Annotated in this window: 14 protein-coding genes; 3 read left to right on the top strand and 11 right to left on the bottom strand. The window is 73.3% G+C overall.

Annotation, left to right across the window (positions count from 1 at the left end; translation table 11 throughout):
• Positions 1 to 9 precede the first annotated feature (9 nt).
• Positions 10 to 1,080 carry a PhoH family protein gene (locus tag F1615_RS10310; protein WP_149548575.1) on the bottom strand — a complete coding sequence of 357 codons (1,071 nt, stop codon included), beginning with the start codon at positions 1,078 to 1,080 and terminating at the stop codon, positions 10 to 12.
• Positions 1,081 to 1,229: 149 nt separating this feature from the next.
• Positions 1,230 to 2,351: a carbohydrate kinase family protein gene (locus F1615_RS10305; protein WP_244328683.1), complete on the bottom strand. Its 1,122-nt coding sequence runs from the start codon at positions 2,349 to 2,351 to the stop codon at positions 1,230 to 1,232.
• A 312-nt stretch (positions 2,352 to 2,663) separates the two neighbouring features.
• On the opposite strand from F1615_RS10305, the gene F1615_RS10300 reads away from it, so the two are divergent.
• On the top strand, positions 2,664 to 3,995 hold the full coding sequence (locus tag F1615_RS10300; RefSeq protein WP_149548573.1) for an MFS transporter: 1,332 nt from the start codon (positions 2,664 to 2,666) through the stop codon (positions 3,993 to 3,995).
• A 114-nt stretch (positions 3,996 to 4,109) separates the two neighbouring features.
• Here F1615_RS10300 and F1615_RS10295 read toward each other — a convergent pair whose 3' ends face one another.
• From F1615_RS10295 to hrcA, 9 genes are all read right to left on the bottom strand, one after another.
• Positions 4,110 to 5,102, bottom strand: coding sequence for an adenosine deaminase (locus F1615_RS10295; RefSeq protein ID WP_167533701.1), 993 nt, complete (start codon positions 5,100 to 5,102; stop codon positions 4,110 to 4,112).
• A gap of 20 nt (positions 5,103 to 5,122) precedes the next feature.
• A complete protein-coding gene (locus tag F1615_RS10290; protein WP_149548571.1) occupies positions 5,123 to 6,028 on the bottom strand; it encodes a ribonuclease Z in 906 nt (301 codons plus the stop codon).
• 6 nt (positions 6,029 to 6,034) lie between these two features.
• Positions 6,035 to 6,388: a histidine triad nucleotide-binding protein gene (locus F1615_RS10285; protein ID WP_149548570.1), complete on the bottom strand. Its 354-nt coding sequence runs from the start codon at positions 6,386 to 6,388 to the stop codon at positions 6,035 to 6,037.
• 85 nt (positions 6,389 to 6,473) lie between these two features.
• Positions 6,474 to 9,620 (bottom strand): S41 family peptidase, encoded by a 3,147-nt coding sequence (locus F1615_RS10280; protein ID WP_425385633.1) that lies wholly within the window; start codon positions 9,618 to 9,620, stop codon positions 6,474 to 6,476.
• 109 nt (positions 9,621 to 9,729) lie between these two features.
• Positions 9,730 to 10,290: a hypothetical protein gene (locus tag F1615_RS10275; protein ID WP_244328682.1), complete on the bottom strand. Its 561-nt coding sequence runs from the start codon at positions 10,288 to 10,290 to the stop codon at positions 9,730 to 9,732.
• 146 nt (positions 10,291 to 10,436) lie between these two features.
• Complete coding sequence (locus F1615_RS10270; protein ID WP_149548568.1) at positions 10,437 to 11,177, bottom strand: 16S rRNA (uracil(1498)-N(3))-methyltransferase; 741 nt, start codon at positions 11,175 to 11,177, stop codon at positions 10,437 to 10,439.
• Entirely contained in the window at positions 11,174 to 12,247 is a 1,074-nt protein-coding gene (locus F1615_RS10265; protein WP_149548567.1) for a nitronate monooxygenase, read from the bottom strand. Before F1615_RS10265 ends, F1615_RS10270 begins: the two co-directional genes overlap by 4 nt.
• A 203-nt stretch (positions 12,248 to 12,450) precedes the next feature.
• Positions 12,451 to 13,590 carry a molecular chaperone DnaJ gene (gene dnaJ / locus F1615_RS10260; protein WP_149548566.1) on the bottom strand — a complete coding sequence of 380 codons (1,140 nt, stop codon included), beginning with the start codon at positions 13,588 to 13,590 and terminating at the stop codon, positions 12,451 to 12,453.
• On the bottom strand, positions 13,590 to 14,606 hold the full coding sequence (gene hrcA, locus F1615_RS10255) for a heat-inducible transcriptional repressor HrcA (RefSeq protein ID WP_149548565.1): 1,017 nt from the start codon (positions 14,604 to 14,606) through the stop codon (positions 13,590 to 13,592). Before hrcA ends, dnaJ begins: the two co-directional genes overlap by 1 nt.
• Positions 14,607 to 14,769: 163 nt before the next feature.
• Between hrcA and F1615_RS10250 the strand changes: the two genes are divergently transcribed.
• Entirely contained in the window at positions 14,770 to 15,495 is a 726-nt protein-coding gene (locus F1615_RS10250) for an MBL fold metallo-hydrolase (RefSeq protein ID WP_149548564.1), read from the top strand.
• Positions 15,496 to 15,529: 34 nt separating this feature from the next.
• Positions 15,530 to 16,336: a DUF3097 domain-containing protein gene (locus F1615_RS10245; protein ID WP_149548563.1), complete on the top strand. Its 807-nt coding sequence runs from the start codon at positions 15,530 to 15,532 to the stop codon at positions 16,334 to 16,336.
• Positions 16,337 to 16,352: the final 16 nt, after the last annotated feature.

Here is a 16,352-nt window from a genome sequence, read left to right as displayed (position 1 = left end):
GTGCTCGGTCTACTTCCCCTTGTGCCCGGCCTTGCCCCGGCCGCCCTTCTGGGTGCCGTTCTGGGTGCCGTGCTTGCTGTCGTACTGCTCGTACGCGTCGACGATACGGCCCACCAGCTTGTGCCGGACGACATCGTGGGACGACAGCCGGGAGAAGTGGACGTCGTCGAGGCCCTCCAGGATGTCCTGCACCTGCCGCAGGCCGGACTTGGTGCCGTCCGGCAGGTCGACCTGCGTCACGTCACCCGTGATCACGATCTTCGAGTCGAAGCCGAGGCGGGTGAGGAACATCTTCATCTGTTCGGGGCTGGTGTTCTGGGCCTCGTCGAGAATGATGAAGGCGTCGTTGAGCGTGCGACCGCGCATGTACGCCAGCGGCGCGACCTCGATGGTGCCGGCCGCCATCAGCCGGGGGATCGAGTCGGGGTCGAGCATGTCGTGCAGCGCGTCGTACAGCGGGCGCAGATACGGGTCGATCTTCTCGTAGAGCGTGCCCGGCAGGAATCCCAGCCGCTCCCCCGCCTCGACCGCGGGCCGGGTCAGGATGATGCGGTTGACCTGCTTGGACTGCAGGGCCTGCACCGCCTTGGCCATGGCGAGATACGTCTTGCCGGTGCCCGCCGGGCCGATGCCGAAGACGATGGTGTGCTGGTCGATCGCGTCCACGTAGCGCTTCTGGTTGAGCGTCTTGGGACGGATCGTGCGGCCGCGCGAGGACAGGATGTTCTGCGTGAGCACCTGGGCCGGGGTCTCCTGGCCGTCGCTCTCCCCGTTCTCGCTCGCCTTGAGCATGGCGATCGAGCGTTCCACTGCGTCCTCCGTCATCGGCTGCCCGGTGCGGAGCACCAGCATCATCTCGTCGAACACGCGCGAAATGAGGGCGACCTCCGTGGCGTCGCCGACCGCGCTGATCTCATTGCCCCGGACGTGGATGTCGGCCCCCGGGAAGGCCTTCTCGATGACGCGCAGGAGGGAGTCCCCCGACCCCAGAACGGTCACCATGGGGTGCTGGGCGGGGACGGTGAACTGCACTCTCGCCTGCCCCTGCGCGGGGGTGTGAGCTGTGGGTGTCTGAGTCATGGGCCGGCTCTGAAGGCCTGCGGATCCTCCTCGTCACGGCCGCGCAGCTGAGGGCGGCCTCGCGTCTCCCAGGGTACGACGGAGGGGTGACAACCCCGTAGGACTTTTCACACGGCCTCTCGTCCCGCCGCCCGCGGGCGCGCCCCGTGTCAGGCCGGCCGGCGGAAGCCGATCGTCGGCACCGCCCGCCGCAGCGGCCACGGCCGCCCCAGCTCCCCCGGAACCAGCCCCGCCAGGAACGCGTAGCGCCGCAGCGCCGAGGGGTCCTGCCCCTCGACCGACCGCACCCTCCGCCACCACGCCCCGATCTCCGTCCACCCCGGCGCCGACAGCGACCCCCCGAACTCCTGTACGGACAACGCCGCCGTGAGCCCGGCGAAGGCGAGCCGGTCGGCCAGCGGCCACCCCGCCAGCGTCCCCGTGACGAACCCGGCGACGAACACGTCCCCCGCCCCCGTCGGGTCCAGCGCCTCGACCTCGATCGCCGGGACCGACGCCGTCTCCCCCGTGCGCCGGTCCACCGCGTACGCACCTTCCGCCCCGAGGGTGACGACCGCGACCGGCACGTGGTCGGTGAGGGCGCGCGCGGCCGCGCGCGGACAGTCCGTGCCGGTGTACCGCATCGCCTCCTGCGCGTTCGGCAGGAACGCCTCGCAGTACCGCAGGTCGGGCAGCCGGGCCAGGTCCCACTGGCCGCTGTCGTCCCAGCCGACGTCGCCGAAGATCCGCGCCCCCTTGCGCGCGGCCTGCGCGATCCAGGGCGCGCCGCGGCCGGGCGTGAGCGAGGCGACGGCGGCACGCGCCCGGGGCGGGCAGTCGGGGGCCGGCTCCTCCGGGGGCGGTTCGTGGCCGTGGGAGACCATGGTGCGCTCGCCCTCGTAGGCCATGGAGACGGTGACGGGCGAATGCCAGCCGGGGACGGTGCGCGACGGGGAGAGGTCGATGCCCTCGCCCTGCTCCAGCGTGTCCCAGCAGTACTCGCCGTAGTGGTCGTCGCCGAAGGCCGCCGCGAGGGAGGTGCGCAGGCCGAGCCGGGCGAGGGCGGTGGCCATGTTGGCGACGCCGCCGGGGCTCGACCCCATCCCGCGCGCCCAGGACTCGGTCCCGCGCACCGGGGCGGAGTCGAGCCCGGTGAAGACGATGTCGAGGAAGACGGTCCCGGTGAGGTAGACGTCCCAGGGCGGATCGTCCGGAGCGCGCAGGGCGGCGAGGGGGTCGAGCGGGGACGAGCCGTACGGTCCCTCGACGCGTGCCTTCCCGGTGGACGCCATCACGGTGCGCTCCCTGACATGGTGCCGATCAGGCCAGTGTGCACCACACCACCGGGTAAGTGACGCCCGTCACTCCTTCACGAGCACGGTTTCCGCAGGTGGCGGGGGTTTTCACCCACAGCGGCACACGCCGCTACCCAAGCTTCTCACGACCCAAACGACAGAGTGATCCAGATCACATCTGGCGCCCTCCCGTTGCCCTCCCCCGGCTTGATACAAATTGGCCGCGCGTTCCTGTCGGTCGACGGTCGTCGCTCCCCCTTCTTCTTCTTTTCGCACCGTCCGTCCCTTTCGCATGCCCTGGGAACGCCCGTGTTCGCCCCCCGCACCACTCCCTGGCCCCTCGTCGCCCTTTTCACGGCCGGGTACCTCGCCCCGTATCTGCTGCCGACCACCGTCGGCCGGCTGGAACGCGGGCTCGGCCTCTCCGCCACCCAGGCCGGGGCCGTCGGCAGCGCGCTGCTGCTGAGCTCCGCCACGGCCGGTTTCCTCCTCGCCTCGCGCGTGGAGCGGGCCGGCGCGCGGACCCTGGCCCGGCTGGGTCTCGTCCTGGCCGTCATCGGCTACGGCGGGGCCGCCCTCAGCAGCGCCGTACCGGCCGTCGTCGCCGGCGCGGTGGTCGGCGGCCTCGGCTCCGGCACCGCCACGACGGTCGCCGCCACCCGGATCGCCGCGGAACCGGATCCGCACCGGGCGTCCACCCTCGGACTGCTCAGCGTCTCCGCGCTCGCGGGCGTGGTGTACCTGACGGTGCCGCACCTGCCGGGCCACGGCCTCACCCTGGCCGCCATCGCCCTCACGGCGCTCGCCGTGTGGCCCCTGACCTCCCGGCTGCCCGCCGGCACGCCCGGTCAGCGCCCCACCGGACCAGCCCCGGCCACCGTCCGCCTGCCGCACCGGCGTTCGGGGCTCGTCCTGGCCGGCACCATGCTGCTGTGGTCGCTCGCGCAGAACGCGCTGTGGGGCGTGAGCGGACGCATCGGGGTCGGCCAGGCCCACCTGTCCGAACCGACCGTGGGAGCCGTCTTCGCGGTGGCGCTGGGCGCCGGGCTGCTGGGCGTCCTCGCCGCGGGCGCGCTGGGGTCCCGGCTGGGGCGGGCGCTGCCCATCGGCGGCGGTACGGTCCTCATCGCGGGCTGCATCGCGCTCAGCGCCTCGGCGACCGGGCTGGGCAGCTTCGCCGCCGGTGAGATCGCCTGGAACACGATCTACCCGGTCGTGCTGTCGTACCTGATCGGGCTGGCCGCCTCGCTGGACCCGCGCGGGCGCTGGGCCGTGCTGGTCGGTTCGGCGTCGTCACTGGGCACGGCGGCGGGTCCGCTGACCGGCAGCGTGCTGTCGGCGCAGGCCGGGTTCCCGGTGATGGGCGCGGTGCTCGGCACGGGCCTGCTGCTGGTGGCGCTGCCGATGACGGCGGTCGCCCTGCACACCGGCGGACGTCCGCTGCTGCCGGGCGCGATCCGCCGCCGCGGCGGCCACCCGGCGGCCCTGGTCGCCGCCGCCACGGGCACCCCGACGGGCGCGGTCCCCGAGGTCGGCGCCCAGGAACAGCCGGTGGTCGAGATCCCCCTCGACGGCACCCCGGCCCCGGCCCGGCGCGCCTACGGCACGGCGGCGGCGACACAGAGCCCGGGGGCCTCCTGACCCACCCCGCTCCCGCCGGCAGTCGTGCCTCCCCAGTGCCTTGAGGGCCTGGGAGGTACCCCCAGGGGCGATGGGGGTACCCCCGCTCGAGCGAAGTCGAAGCACGGGCACCGCTCAGCCGAAGTCGTACGCCTCCACCTCGGCGAGGTACCGCGCCCGCAGCGCCTCGTCGTCGTCCAGGAACGAGGCGAGGAAGGAGTTTCGCGCCAGCTCGCGCAGACGCTCCGGGCCGAGGCCCAGAGCCCCGCGCACCGCGTCGAAGTTGTCCCCGGCGTAGCCGCCGAAGTAGGCCGGGTCGTCGGAGTTGACCGTGCACATCAGACCCGCGTCCAGCATCGCCGGCAGCGGGTGGCCGGCGAGGGTGTCGACCGTGCGCAGGCGGACGTTGGACAGCGGGCACAGGGTGAGCGGGACGCGCTCGCGCACCAGCCGCTCCACCAGAGCCGGGTCCTCCACACAGCGCAGCCCGTGGTCGACCCGTTCGACTCCGAGGACGTCCAGCGCCTCGGTGATGTACTCCGGCGGCCCCTCCTCACCCGCGTGCGCCACGCGCCGCAGCCCCAGCGCGGCGGCGGCCTCGTACACCTCCCGGAACTTCCGCGGCGGATGCCCCACCTCGGCCGAGTCGAGCCCGACGCCGGTGATCCGGTCGAGATACGGCCCGGCGGCGTCGAGCGTCGCCATGGCCGACTCCGCGGACTCGTCCCGCAGGAAGCACATGATCAGCCGGGTCGACACCCCGTGCCGCTCCTCGCTCCCGCCCAGCGCCCGCCACAGCCCCTCGACCACCGTGCCCATACCGACCCCGCGCGCCAGGTGGGCCTGGGGATCGAAGAAGATCTCCGCGTGCCGTACGCCCTGCGCGGCGGCCCGCGCGAGATAGGCGTCGGCGAGGTCCTCGAAGTCCCGCTCGGTGCGCAGCACCGTCATGAGCGCGTAGTACAGGTCCAGGAAGGACTGGAGATCCTGGAAACGGTACGCCTCGCGGAGCGCGTCGGTGTCGGCACAGGGCAGCTCGACGCCGTTGCGAGCGGCGAGGGCGAAGGCGAGGTCGGGCTCCAGAGTACCTTCGATATGAAGGTGGAGTTCGGCTTTCGGTAGGGACATCCGGCCATCGTACGGCCGTTTCACCGACGCTTCGGAAGTCCCACCCGTTGCAGATCGTGTGCCACGGTCAGCTCCCCGTCGTACCCGGCCGCCCGCGCCTGCCGCTCGAACTCCTCCGGATCCGAGTAGCGCTGGCTGAAGTGGGTGAGGACGAGATGCCGCACGCCCGCCTCGCGCGCCACCCGCGCCGCCTGCCCGGCCGTCAGATGGCCGAACTCGACGGCGAGTTCCTCGTCCTCGTCGAGGAACGTCGACTCGATGACCAGCATGTCGCAGCCCTCGGCAAGCGCGTACACCCCGTCGCACAGCCGGGTGTCCATGACGAACGCGAAGCGCTGCCCGCGCCGCACCTCGCTGACCTCCTCCAGCGGGACCCCGCCCAGCGAGCCCTCACGCTGGATGCGGCCGACGTCCGGCCCCTTGATGCCGTGCGCGGCCAGCCGGTCGGGCAGCATGCGCCGGCCGTCGGGCTCGACGAGCCGGTAGCCGTACGCCTCGACGGGATGGGACAGCCTCCGCGCCTCCAGCGTGTAGCCGGGCGTACGGGCGAGGGGGCCGTCGACGTCGACGGGGGCCTCGGTGAGGGGGACGCTCTCGCGGTAGGCGGTCGCGTACCGCAGGCGCTCGAAGAAGCGCTGCCCGGAGCGGGGGTAGTGGGCGGTGACCTCGTGCGGCACCTTGTCCAGGTTGATGCGCTGGATCACCCCGGCGAGCCCGAGGGAGTGGTCGCCGTGGAAGTGGGTGACGCAGATCCGGTTCAGGTCGTGGGCGGCGACCCCGGCGCGCAGCATCTGGCGCTGGGTGCCCTCGCCGGGGTCGAAGAGGATGCCCTCGCCGTCCCAGCGCAGCAGGTAGCCGTTGTGGTTGCGGTGCCGGGTGGGGACCTGGCTCGCGGTGCCGAGCACCACCAGTTCGCGTACGGACAAGGCCGTCTATCCGGGGGGCCAGTCGAGGCCGCGGCCGCCCAGGACGTGGGCGTGCGCGTGCCAGACGGTCTGACCGGCGCCGCTGCCGGTGTTGAAGACGACCCGGTAGCTCTCCAGCTTCTCGTCGTCGGCGACGGCCTGCGTCTCCCGCAGCACGTCCGCGGCCAGCCCGGGCGCGGCGGCGGCGAGGGCGGCGGCGTCGCGGTGGTGCGCCTTCGGGATCACCAGCACATGGGTGGGCGCCTGGGGGTTGATGTCACGGAACGCGACGGTCGTCTCCGTCTCCCGCACGATCGTCGCCGGGATGCTCCCCGCCACGATCCTGCAGAACAAACAGTCGTCCTGAGGTTCCCCAGCCATACGCCCTCCTCGACCCGACGATCACCTACGCAGGCATGCTACCGACCCGGCCGCGGGCAGTCGTGCCCGCGGCCCTGCCGGTCGCTCACGGCAACGCGGGCGGCACCTTCGCGGGCGCCGACTCCAGCGCCTCCAGCGCCAGCCGGACCGCCTCGTCGAGCTGGACGTCCCGCCCCGCCGCGTGGTCCTGCGGCCGCTGCACGACCTCCACGTCGGGGTCGACCCCGTGGTTCTCCACCCCCCAGCCGTACCCCTCCAGCCAGAACGCGTACTTCGGCTGCGTCACCAGCGTCCCGTCGACCAGCCGGTACCGGCTGTCGATCCCGATCACGCCGCCCCACGTCCGCGTACCGACCACCGGCCCGATCCCCAGCGCCCGGATCGCCGCGTTCACGATGTCGCCGTCGGACCCGGAGAACTCGTTGGCCACCGCGACGACGGGCCCCCGGGGCGCGTCGCGCGGATAGCTCTCCGCCCGCATCCCGCGCGGCAGGTCCCACCCGACGATCCGCCGGGCCAGCTTCTCCACGACGAGCTGCGAGGTGTGCCCGCCCCGGTTCTCCCGCACGTCCACGATCAGCCCCTCGCGCAGCACCTCGACCCGCAGGTCGCGGTGGATCTGCGCCCACCCGGGCGCCTGCATGTCGGGGACGTGGATGTACCCCAGCCGCCCCGCGGACCTCTCCAGCACGTACGCCCGCCGGTCGGCGACCCAGGCGTGGTACCGCAACGGCTCCTCGTCGGCGAGCGGTACGACGACCGCGTGCCGCGGCTCGCCGCCCCCCGAGGGCGACACGGTCAGCTCGACGGGCTTGCCCGCCGTCCCCACCAGCAGCGGCGCGGGCCCGGTCACCGGATCGACCGCCCGGCCCGCGACGGCGACGATCGCGTCGCCGACCCGTACGGCGACCCCCGGCGCGGCGAGCGGCGAGCGGGCGTCCGGGTCGGAGGTCTCCGCGGGCAGGATCCTGTCGACCCGCCAGCTGCCGTCCTCGTGCCGGGAGATGTCGGCGCCCAGCAGCCCCTGCCGTGCCCCGGTGCCGCCGTGCCCGCCGCGCGGGGTGACGTAGGCGTGCGAGGTGCCGAGCTCCCCCTGCACCTCCCACAGCAGGTCCACCAGGTCGTCGTGCGTGGCCAGCCGGTCGAGCACGGGCCGGTACCGGTCCAGCACCGCGTCCCAGTCCACCCCGCTCATGTCGGGACGCCAGAAGTTGTCCCGCATGATGCGGCCGTTCTCGTCGAACATCTGCCGCCACTCGGCCGCCGGGTCGACGAACTGGCGGACCCGGCCCAGATCGACGGTGATGTTGGAGTCGCTGTCGTCGTCACCCGAGGCGCGCCGGTCGCTGGGGACGACCTTCAGCCGCCCGTCGGTCCACAGCAGCACCCGCTTGCCGTCGCCGCTGACCTCGAAGTGGTCGGCGTCCACGGCGAGGTGCTCGATGCGCTGCTGGGCGAGGTCGTAGCGCTCCAGGTCGGTCTTGGGGTCGGGATCGTCCGGGGTGGCCCTGGACGCGCCCAGCACGCCCCGCACCGGGTGCCGCAGCCACAGCAGCCCGTCCTTGGCGGCGCGCAGGTTGGTGTAGCGGGCGGCCTCGACCGGGAACGGCACGATGCGGTCGGCGAGGCCGTCGAGGTCGACGCGGGTGGTCGGCGTGCCCTCGCTGTCGGGCGTCTCGTCCCGGTCCGGCGTCTCGAAGGGGCGGCCGTGCCGCTGCGGCCCGAACGGGGACGGGGTGGTCGCCGCGAGGGTGATCAGATACGGGCGTACGCCCTCGACGAAGGCCAGGTCGAAGACGTGCTCGTCGTAGACCGGGTCGAAGGAGCGGGTCGACAGGAACGCGAGGTGCTTGCCGTCGAGGGTGAACGCGGGCGCGTAGTCCTGGAAGCGCAGCGGGGTCGCCTCGGTGACCGAGAGGTCGGTGGTGTTGGCGAGGCGGAGCTGGCTGAGCGGGCGCGGGCCGGGGTGGGACCAGGCGAGCCAGGCGGAGTCGGGCGAGAAGACAAGCCCGGAGACGTCGCCGTCCTCGCTGCGGTCGACCTCCCGGACCTCGCCGGTCTCCCGCTCGACGAGGAGGAGGCGGCCGTCGTGCGAGGCGATCGCGGCGCGGCTGCCGTCGGGCGCCATGGCCAGCTCCACGACCCGGCCGAGCCGCCCGGCGGCGATCCGGCGCGGGGTCGCTCCGGGGGCGAGGCCGGTGGCGGGGGCGAACTCCAGCGCGTCGTCGCCCTCGGCGTCGGTCACCCACACCACCCACTCCTCGCCGTCCGCGCGGAAGGCGCACGGCCGCCGGGCCCGTACGCCCGGCGTCGCGGCGAGCGCACGGGCCGGCCCGGAGCGGTGGGTGACCCAGTGGACGGTGCCGCGCACGCAGACGGCGCTGCCGCGCGCGGTGTGGTCGGGGGACGCGGAGCCGAACCAGCGGGCGGCGTTCACCGGGAAGGGCTGGAGGTCGACGCGCTGCCCGCCGAGCCGGATGTCGAGGCGGCGCGGCCCGTCCCCGTCGAGGTCGTCCAGCAGCCACAGCTCACCGGCGCCGGAGTAGACGACGCGCGTGCCGTCGGTGGCGGCGTGCCGGGCGTAGAAACCGTCGAGAGCGGTGTGCCGGCGCAGGTCGGAGCCGTCGGCGAGGGAGGAGTACAGCGCGCCGGTGCCCTCGTGGTCGGAGAGGAACGCGATCCTGTCCCCCACCCACAGCGGGTACTCGATGTTCCCGTCGAGGTCCTCGTGCAGCCGGACGAACTCGCCGTCGTCCTCGCGGTCGATCCACAGTTTGCCCGCGGTGCCGCCCCGGTAGCGCTTCCACCAGGCGGCCTCGCGGCCCATGGGCGCGGACAGCAGCACGGTGTGCGGTCCGTGGGCGACGTCGCCGACGGGGCCGTAGGGCAGGGTGTCGGCGGGTCCGCCGTCGAGGGGCACGGCGCGGGCCCAGGTGCGGCGCAGACTGGCCTGGCCCTGGGTGCTGATCGCCAGGACCCGGCCGTCGGCCGTCCAGCCGCGCACCTGGGTCCTGAGGCTCCCCCAGTGGGTCAGGCGGCGGGCGGGGCCGCCGTCGACGGGCGCGATGTGCACCTCGGGGGCACCGTCGCGGGTGGACGTCCAGGCGACGGTGGTGCCGTCGGGCGAGATGCGGGGCTGGGTCACCGGCACGTTGTCGGCGCTGACCCGCCAGGCGCGGCCGCCGTCGAGCGGGGCGAGCCACACGTCGTCCTCGGCGGTGAAGGCGACCAACTCGCCGTGCAGATGCGGGAACCGGAGGTAGGCGGCGGATGCGACCGATGCGGACTGTGTCACCCGATCACCCTATGCAGGCTCGGGCGGTCCTGGACAGGGGTTCCGATCACTTGCCCTCGACGGGGCGACAGGACGGGTACTGCTCGCACCACACGGTCGTCGTGACGGTCACGGTGACGGTGGGCCGTGGTCCCCGCTGCGTGGGTTCGCCCACGCGCGGCGGGCTCGTGGAGTCGCAGTCGCCCAGGCCGTCGACGCGGAACACCTGCTTGCCGTCCACCTTCGCGGTGATGTTCCCGCGCACGCAGGCGCCGTTGACGGCGTGGGTGACCCTGCCGGTCACGGCGATCTCCTTGCCGTCCTGGGTCTCGCCCTGGCAGTCGACGGAGGCGACGGTGTCCTCACCGCCGGACGAGGAGCCGTTCTTGTCGTTCTTGTCGTCCTTGTCGCCGAAGGAGGCGGTGCAGCTGAGCCAGCGGACCTTGGCCTTCTGCCGGTTGAGCTCCTTGGTCACGGTCTCGTCGGTCGTGAGCGCGACGGCCGCGGAGCTCAGTCCGCCGCCCTCGCACGCCGTGACGCCGGCCACGGCGGCCACGGCGAATCCGGCGGCGAGTGCCTGCCGCCGCCACCAACGCGCTCCGCGCGGAACCCTTTTCATCGCCCCCATGGACGGCAGACTGCCACCGTCACAGGCGGGACGGTAGAGCGCATACGGCCACATGCTTCCAAACGGGCCTCGTCCTCGAACGCCGGACCGGCTGAATCAGCCCCTCCGGCGTTCGAGGAGCGGGGTCCGGGGGCAGCGCCCCCGGGTCACGACCAGCGGCCCGTGCGGCCCAACAGCAGCGCCGCCGCCGCCGTCCCGGCCGTGGACGTGCGCAGCACACTGCGCCCCAGCCGGTAGGCCCGCGCGCCGGCCGTTCCGAAGAGGGCCAACTCCTCCGGCGACACACCGCCTTCGGGCCCGACGACCAGCACGATGTCACCGGAGGTGGGGAGTTCGGCCGTCGCCAGTGGCTCCGTACCGCTCTCGTGGAGCACGGCGGCGAACGACGCTTCGGCGAGAAGTGACGCAACCCCCTTGCTCGTCACCGCGTCCGCGACCGCCGGAAAGCGCACCCGGCGGGACTGCTTGCCGGCCTCCCGGGCCGTCGCCCGCCACTTGGCGAGCGACTTCAGCCCGCGCTCGCCCTTCCACTGCGTGACGCAGCGCGCCGCCGACCACGGCACGATCGCGTCGACACCGACCTCGGTCATCGTCTCCACGGCCAGCTCGCCCCGGTCGCCCTTGGGCAGGGCCTGGACGACGGTGAGCCTCGGGGACTCCTCGGGCTCCTCGACGACCCCGCCGAGCCGCACGATCAGCCGGTCCTTGCCCTCGGTGGCGTCCACCTCGCCCTCGGCCCAGCGGCCGGCCCCGTCGGTGAGCACGACGCCCTCACCGGCGCGCAGCCGCTTCACGGAGACGGCGTGGCGGCCCTCGGGACCGTCGAGGACGTAACGGCCGGCCTCGTCCGTGCCGAAGCCGTCGACGACGAACACCGGGGCGGTCATCGGGCACCTCCCGCCGACAACGCTGTCCGGGCGGCGGCGAGTTCGGCGGTCAGGACCTCCACGAGCTGTCCGGCGGGCAGCTCGCGGGCCATCCGGTGGCCCTGTCCCGCCCACAGCGCCATGCCCTGGGCGTCGCCGGCCTTGGCGGCGGCCTTGCGCAGCGGTGCGGTGAGGTGGTGGACGTCCGGGTAGGCGGCGGGCGCGTACGGGCCGTGCTCGCGCAGGAAGCGGTTGACCAGGGCGCGGGCCGGGCGGCCGGAGAAGGCCCGGGTGAGCTCGGTGCGGACGTACAGGGGGCTGGTGAGGGCCTGCTTGTGCAGGGCGTGCGCGCCGGACTCGTGGGCGGCGAGGAAGGCCGTGCCGAGCTGTGCCGCGGCGGCGCCGGCCGCGAGGACGGCCGCGATCTGGCCGCCGCGCATGATGCCGCCGGCGGCGACGACCGGGATGCCGACGGACTCTCGGACCTGGGCGACGAGGGACAGCACCCCGAGGCCGGAGCCGTCCGTCTCCGGGTCGTCCCGGTGGGTGCCCTGGTGCCCGCCGGCCTCGACGCCCTGCGCGATCACCGCGTCCGCTCCGGCCCGCTCCACGGCCCGGGCCTCCTCCGCGGTCGTGGCGGTGACCATGGTGAACGTGCCGACACGGCGCAGGGAGTCCAATACCTCCCGGGAGGGCACCCCGAAGTGGAACGACACCACCGGCACCGGGTTGTCCAGCAGCACGGCGAGCTTGGCGTCGTAGCCGTCGTCGCGGCCGCTGTCGGGGTCGCCGAGCTCGGTCTCGTACCAGGAGGCCTCACCGGCCAGCTGGTGGGCGTAGACACCGACGGCGGCGGGGTCGGCCGTCTCCGGCTGCGGCAGGAAGAGGTTGACGCCGAAGGGCCGGGCGGTCAGTCCCCGCAGCTGCTTGATCTCCTGGTACATCCCGTCCGCGGTCTTGTACCCGGCGGCCAGGAAACCGAGCCCGCCCGCCTCGGACACGGCCGCGGCGAGCTGCGGCACGGCGACACCGCCCGCCATGGGGGCCTGCACGATCGGGTGCGGGAAGAGATCGGTGGGTACGGAGGACATGACGGCATGTTGTCACGTCCCCCGACCAAGTCCGAATCCGCCCTTCCCCTTGGCATAAGCCACTTTTCGGAAGCGTTCCTCAGCGGCCGTCGAACGCGTCCTTCAGCCGCGAGAACAATCCCTGCCGACCCGGCTGACCCCACCACCCGGGGGCCCACCCCCGGACCCCCAGCAGCACACCACCAGCGGCCCGAGGTGACCGGTCAGCGGCCGTTGAACGCGTCCTTCAGCCGCGAGAACAATCCCTGCTGACCCGGCTGGAACGTGCCCTGAGGCCGTTCCTCGCCCCGCAGCTTGGCCAGTTCGCGCAGGAGGCGTTCCTGTTCGGGGTCGAGCTTGGTCGGGGTCTGGACCTCGACGTGGACGATGAGGTCGCCCCGGCCGCCGCCGCGCAGATGCGTGACGCCCCGGCCGTGCAGCGGGATCGACTGGCCGGACTGGGTGCCGGGCCGGATGTCGACCTCCTCCATGCCGTCCAGCGTCTCCAGCGGCACCTTGGTGCCGAGGGCCGCCGCGGTCATCGGGATGGTGACCGTGCAGTGCAGGTCGTCTCCGCGCCGCTGGAAGGTCGGGTGCGGGAGTTCGTGGATCTCGACGTACAGGTCGCCTGCCGGACCGCCGCCGGGACCGACCTCGCCCTCGCCGGCCAGCTGGATCCGGGTGCCGTTGTCGACACCGGCCGGGATCTTGACCGTGAGCGTGCGCCGGGAGCGGACCCGGCCGTCGCCGGCGCACTCCGGGCACGGCGTGGGGACCACGGTGCCGAAGCCCTGGCACTGCGGGCACGGGCGGGACGTCATGACCTGGCCCAGGAAGGACCGCGTGACCTGCGAGACCTCACCACGGCCGCGGCACATGTCACAGGTCTGCGCGCTGGTGCCGGGCGCCGCGCCCTCGCCGTTGCACGTGGTGCAGACGATCGCCGTGTCGACCTGGATGTCCTTGGTCGTGCCGAACGCGGCCTCGTCCAGCTCGACCTCGATGCGGATCATCGCGTCCTGGCCCCGGCGGGTGCGCGAGCGCGGCCCGCGCTGCGACGCCGTGCCGAAGAACGCGTCCATGATGTCGGAGAAGTTGCCGAAGCCGCCGGCCCCGAAGCCGCCCGCGCCGCCGGCGCCGCCGGCCTGCGAGAGCGGGTCGCCGCCGAGGTCGTAGACCTGCTTCTTCTGCGGGTCCGACAGCACCTCGTAGGCGGCGTTGATCTCCTTGAACCGCTCCTGGGTCTTCGGATCCGGGTTGACGTCCGGATGCAGCTCGCGGGCGAGCCGCCGGAAGGCCTTCTTGATCTCCTCCTGCGACGCGTCGCGGCGCACGCCGAGTACGGCGTAGTAGTCCGTGGCCACTACGACTCCGCCAGGATCTGTCCGACGTACCGTGCCACTGCGCGTACCGCTCCCATCGTTCCCGGGTAGTCCATGCGGGTCGGTCCGACCACGCCGAGCTTGGCAACCGCCTCGCCGCCCGAACCGTAGCCCACCGACACGACAGACGTGGAGTTGAGTCCTTCATGGGCGTTCTCATGACCGATACGGACGGTCACGCCCGGATCCTTCGCCTCGCCGAGCAGCTTGAGGAGCACGACCTGCTCCTCGAGCGCCTCCAGGACGGGCCGGATCGTGAGGGGGAAGTCGTGTCCGAAGCGGGTGAGATTGGCGGTGCCGCCGATCATCAGCCGCTCCTCGTTCTCCTCGACGAGCGTCTCCAGGAGAGTGGAGAGCACCGTCGAGACCGTACCGCGGTCGTCGGCCTCGAAGGCCTCCGGGAGGTCCTCCACCAGACTCGGCACGTCCGCGAACCGGCGGCCCGCGACCCGGCTGTTGAGCCGCGCCCGCAGATCCGCCAGGGACGACTCGCCGAACGGCGCCGGGCAGTCGACCATGCGCTGCTCGACCCGGCCGGTGTCCGTGATCAGCACCAGCATCAGCCGCGCGGGCGCCAGGGCCAGCAGTTCCACGTGCCGCACCGTCGAACGGGTCAGCGACGGGTACTGCACGACGGCGACCTGCCGGGTCAGCTGAGCGAGCAGCCGTACGGTCCTGGCCACCACGTCGTCCAGGTCGACGGCGCCCTCGAGGAAGTTCTGGATGGCCCGCCGCTCGGGCGCGGTCATCGGCTTGACACCGGCGAGCTTGTCGACGAACAGCCGGTAGCCCTTGTCGGTGGGGATGCGCCCGGCACTGGTGTGCGGCTGGGCGATGAAGCCCTCGTCCTCCAGGGCCGCCATGTCGTTGCGCACGGTGGCCGGGGACACGCCGAGGTTGTGCCGCTCGGTGAGCGCCTTGGAGCCGACGGGCTCCTCGGTGCCCACGTAGTCCTGGACGATGGCGCGCAGCACCTGGAGCCTGCGTTCACTGAGCATCGCGCGCACCTCCAGTAGCTTTCCGCCCGGTAACGTCTCTGGCACTCTTCGCACGCGAGTGCCAGACTTCCCCGGCCCAGTGTACGGCCGGGGGGTACGCCCCGGGCAAGGCCGGTCCCGCGCCGTCGTGCCGGGCGGCGCCGTCCCCGATAGCGTCCCCGTCATGACCGTGACTTGGGAAGAGTCGGGATGGGAGCAAGTGGCGCCCGGGGTGGGGCGGTGCCGGCTGCCGGTGTGGGACTGCACGGCGGGGCTCGTGGTGGGTACCGACGCCGTGCTGCTCGTCGACGCCGGGTCCAGTCTGAGTGAGGGCGCGCGGTTGCGGGCCGAGGCGCGGGCGCTCACCGGCCGCCGTGTGACGCATCTCGCGCTCACCCATCCCCACTTCGACCACGTCCTCGGGGCCGCGGCGTTCGCGGGGGCGGAGGTGTTCGGCGCGGTGGGCATGGAGACCGTGCTGACGGCGCGCGGGCGCGAGGAGCTGCGCGCGGACGCGGTGCGCCACGGGCTGGACGCGCGCACGGCTGAGGAGGCCGCGGACGCGCTGACCCCGCCCCGGCACGCGGTGTCCGGCGAGTGGACGCTCGACCTCGGCGGCCGGCAGGTGCTGCTGGCGAACGTGGGTCCGGGGCACACGGCCCACGATCTGACGGTCCTCGTGCCCGGCGACCCGGAGGTGGTCTTCTGCGGCGACCTGGTCGAGGAGTCCGGCGAACCGCAGGCGGGCCCCGACGCCGTACCGTCGCAGTGGCCGGCCGCGCTGGACCGGCTGCTGGCGCTGGGCGGGGAGGACGCGCGGTACGTCCCCGGTCACGGGGCGGTGGTCGACGCGGCGTTCGTCCGGGCCCAACGCGAGGTCCTGGCGGGGCGTTTCGGCGTGTCGGACTGATCACCGCGGGCGGGATCCTCGTATCGTCGTCAGAATGCGCCAGTACTCCGCCGATCTGACCCCTCCGTGGAAGAAACCGCAGCCGGTTCCCGAGGTCGCGGCCGAGCCCGGCCTGGTCGTGGAGGAGCCGGGCACCGGCTTCTGCGGCGCGGTGATCCGCTGCGAGGCCGGCACGGTGACCCTGGAGGACCGCTTCGGCAAGCACCGCGTGTTCCCGCTGGAGCCGCGTGGGTTCCTGCTGGAGGGGCGCGTGGTGACGCTGGTACGGCCCTCGACAGGGCCTCGGCGGCCCGCCCGTACGGCGTCGGGGTCGGTGGCCGTTCCCGGCGCGCGGGCGCGTGTCGCCCGCGCGGGGCGCATCTACGTCGAGGGCCGGCACGACGCCGAGCTGGTCGAGAAGGTGTGGGGCGACGACCTGCGCATCGAGGGGGTCGTCGTGGAGTACCTGGAGGGCGTGGACGACCTGCCGTCGATCGTCGAGTCCTTCGGCCCCGGCCCGGACGCGCGGCTGGGGGTCCTGGTGGACCACCTGGTCCCGGGGTCGAAGGAGTGGCGGATCGCGGAGGCGGTGACGAGCGAGCACGCGCTGGTGGTCGGCCACCCGTACATCGACATCTGGGAGGCGGTGAAGCCGGCGGCGGTGGGTATCGGGTCGTGGCCCCGGGTGCCGCGGGGGCAGGACTGGAAGACGGGGGTGTGCGCGGCGCTGGGGTGGCGCGTGGCGAACACGGGGGAGGCGTGGCAGCGGATCCTCGGCTCGGTGCGCACGTACAAGGACCTGGAGCCGGAACTCCTGGGCCGCGTGGAGGAACTGATCGACTTCGTCACGGCCCCGTCGTGACAGCCGGGCTTCTTCG

Origin of the sequence: Streptomyces marokkonensis (assembly GCF_008312835.1) — a bacterium.
In the GTDB taxonomy this organism is placed as follows: Bacteria; Actinomycetota; Actinomycetes; order Streptomycetales; family Streptomycetaceae; genus Streptomyces; species Streptomyces marokkonensis_A.
Note: the sequence above shows the minus strand (reverse complement) of the source record. Positions and strands in the feature narration are given on the sequence as shown.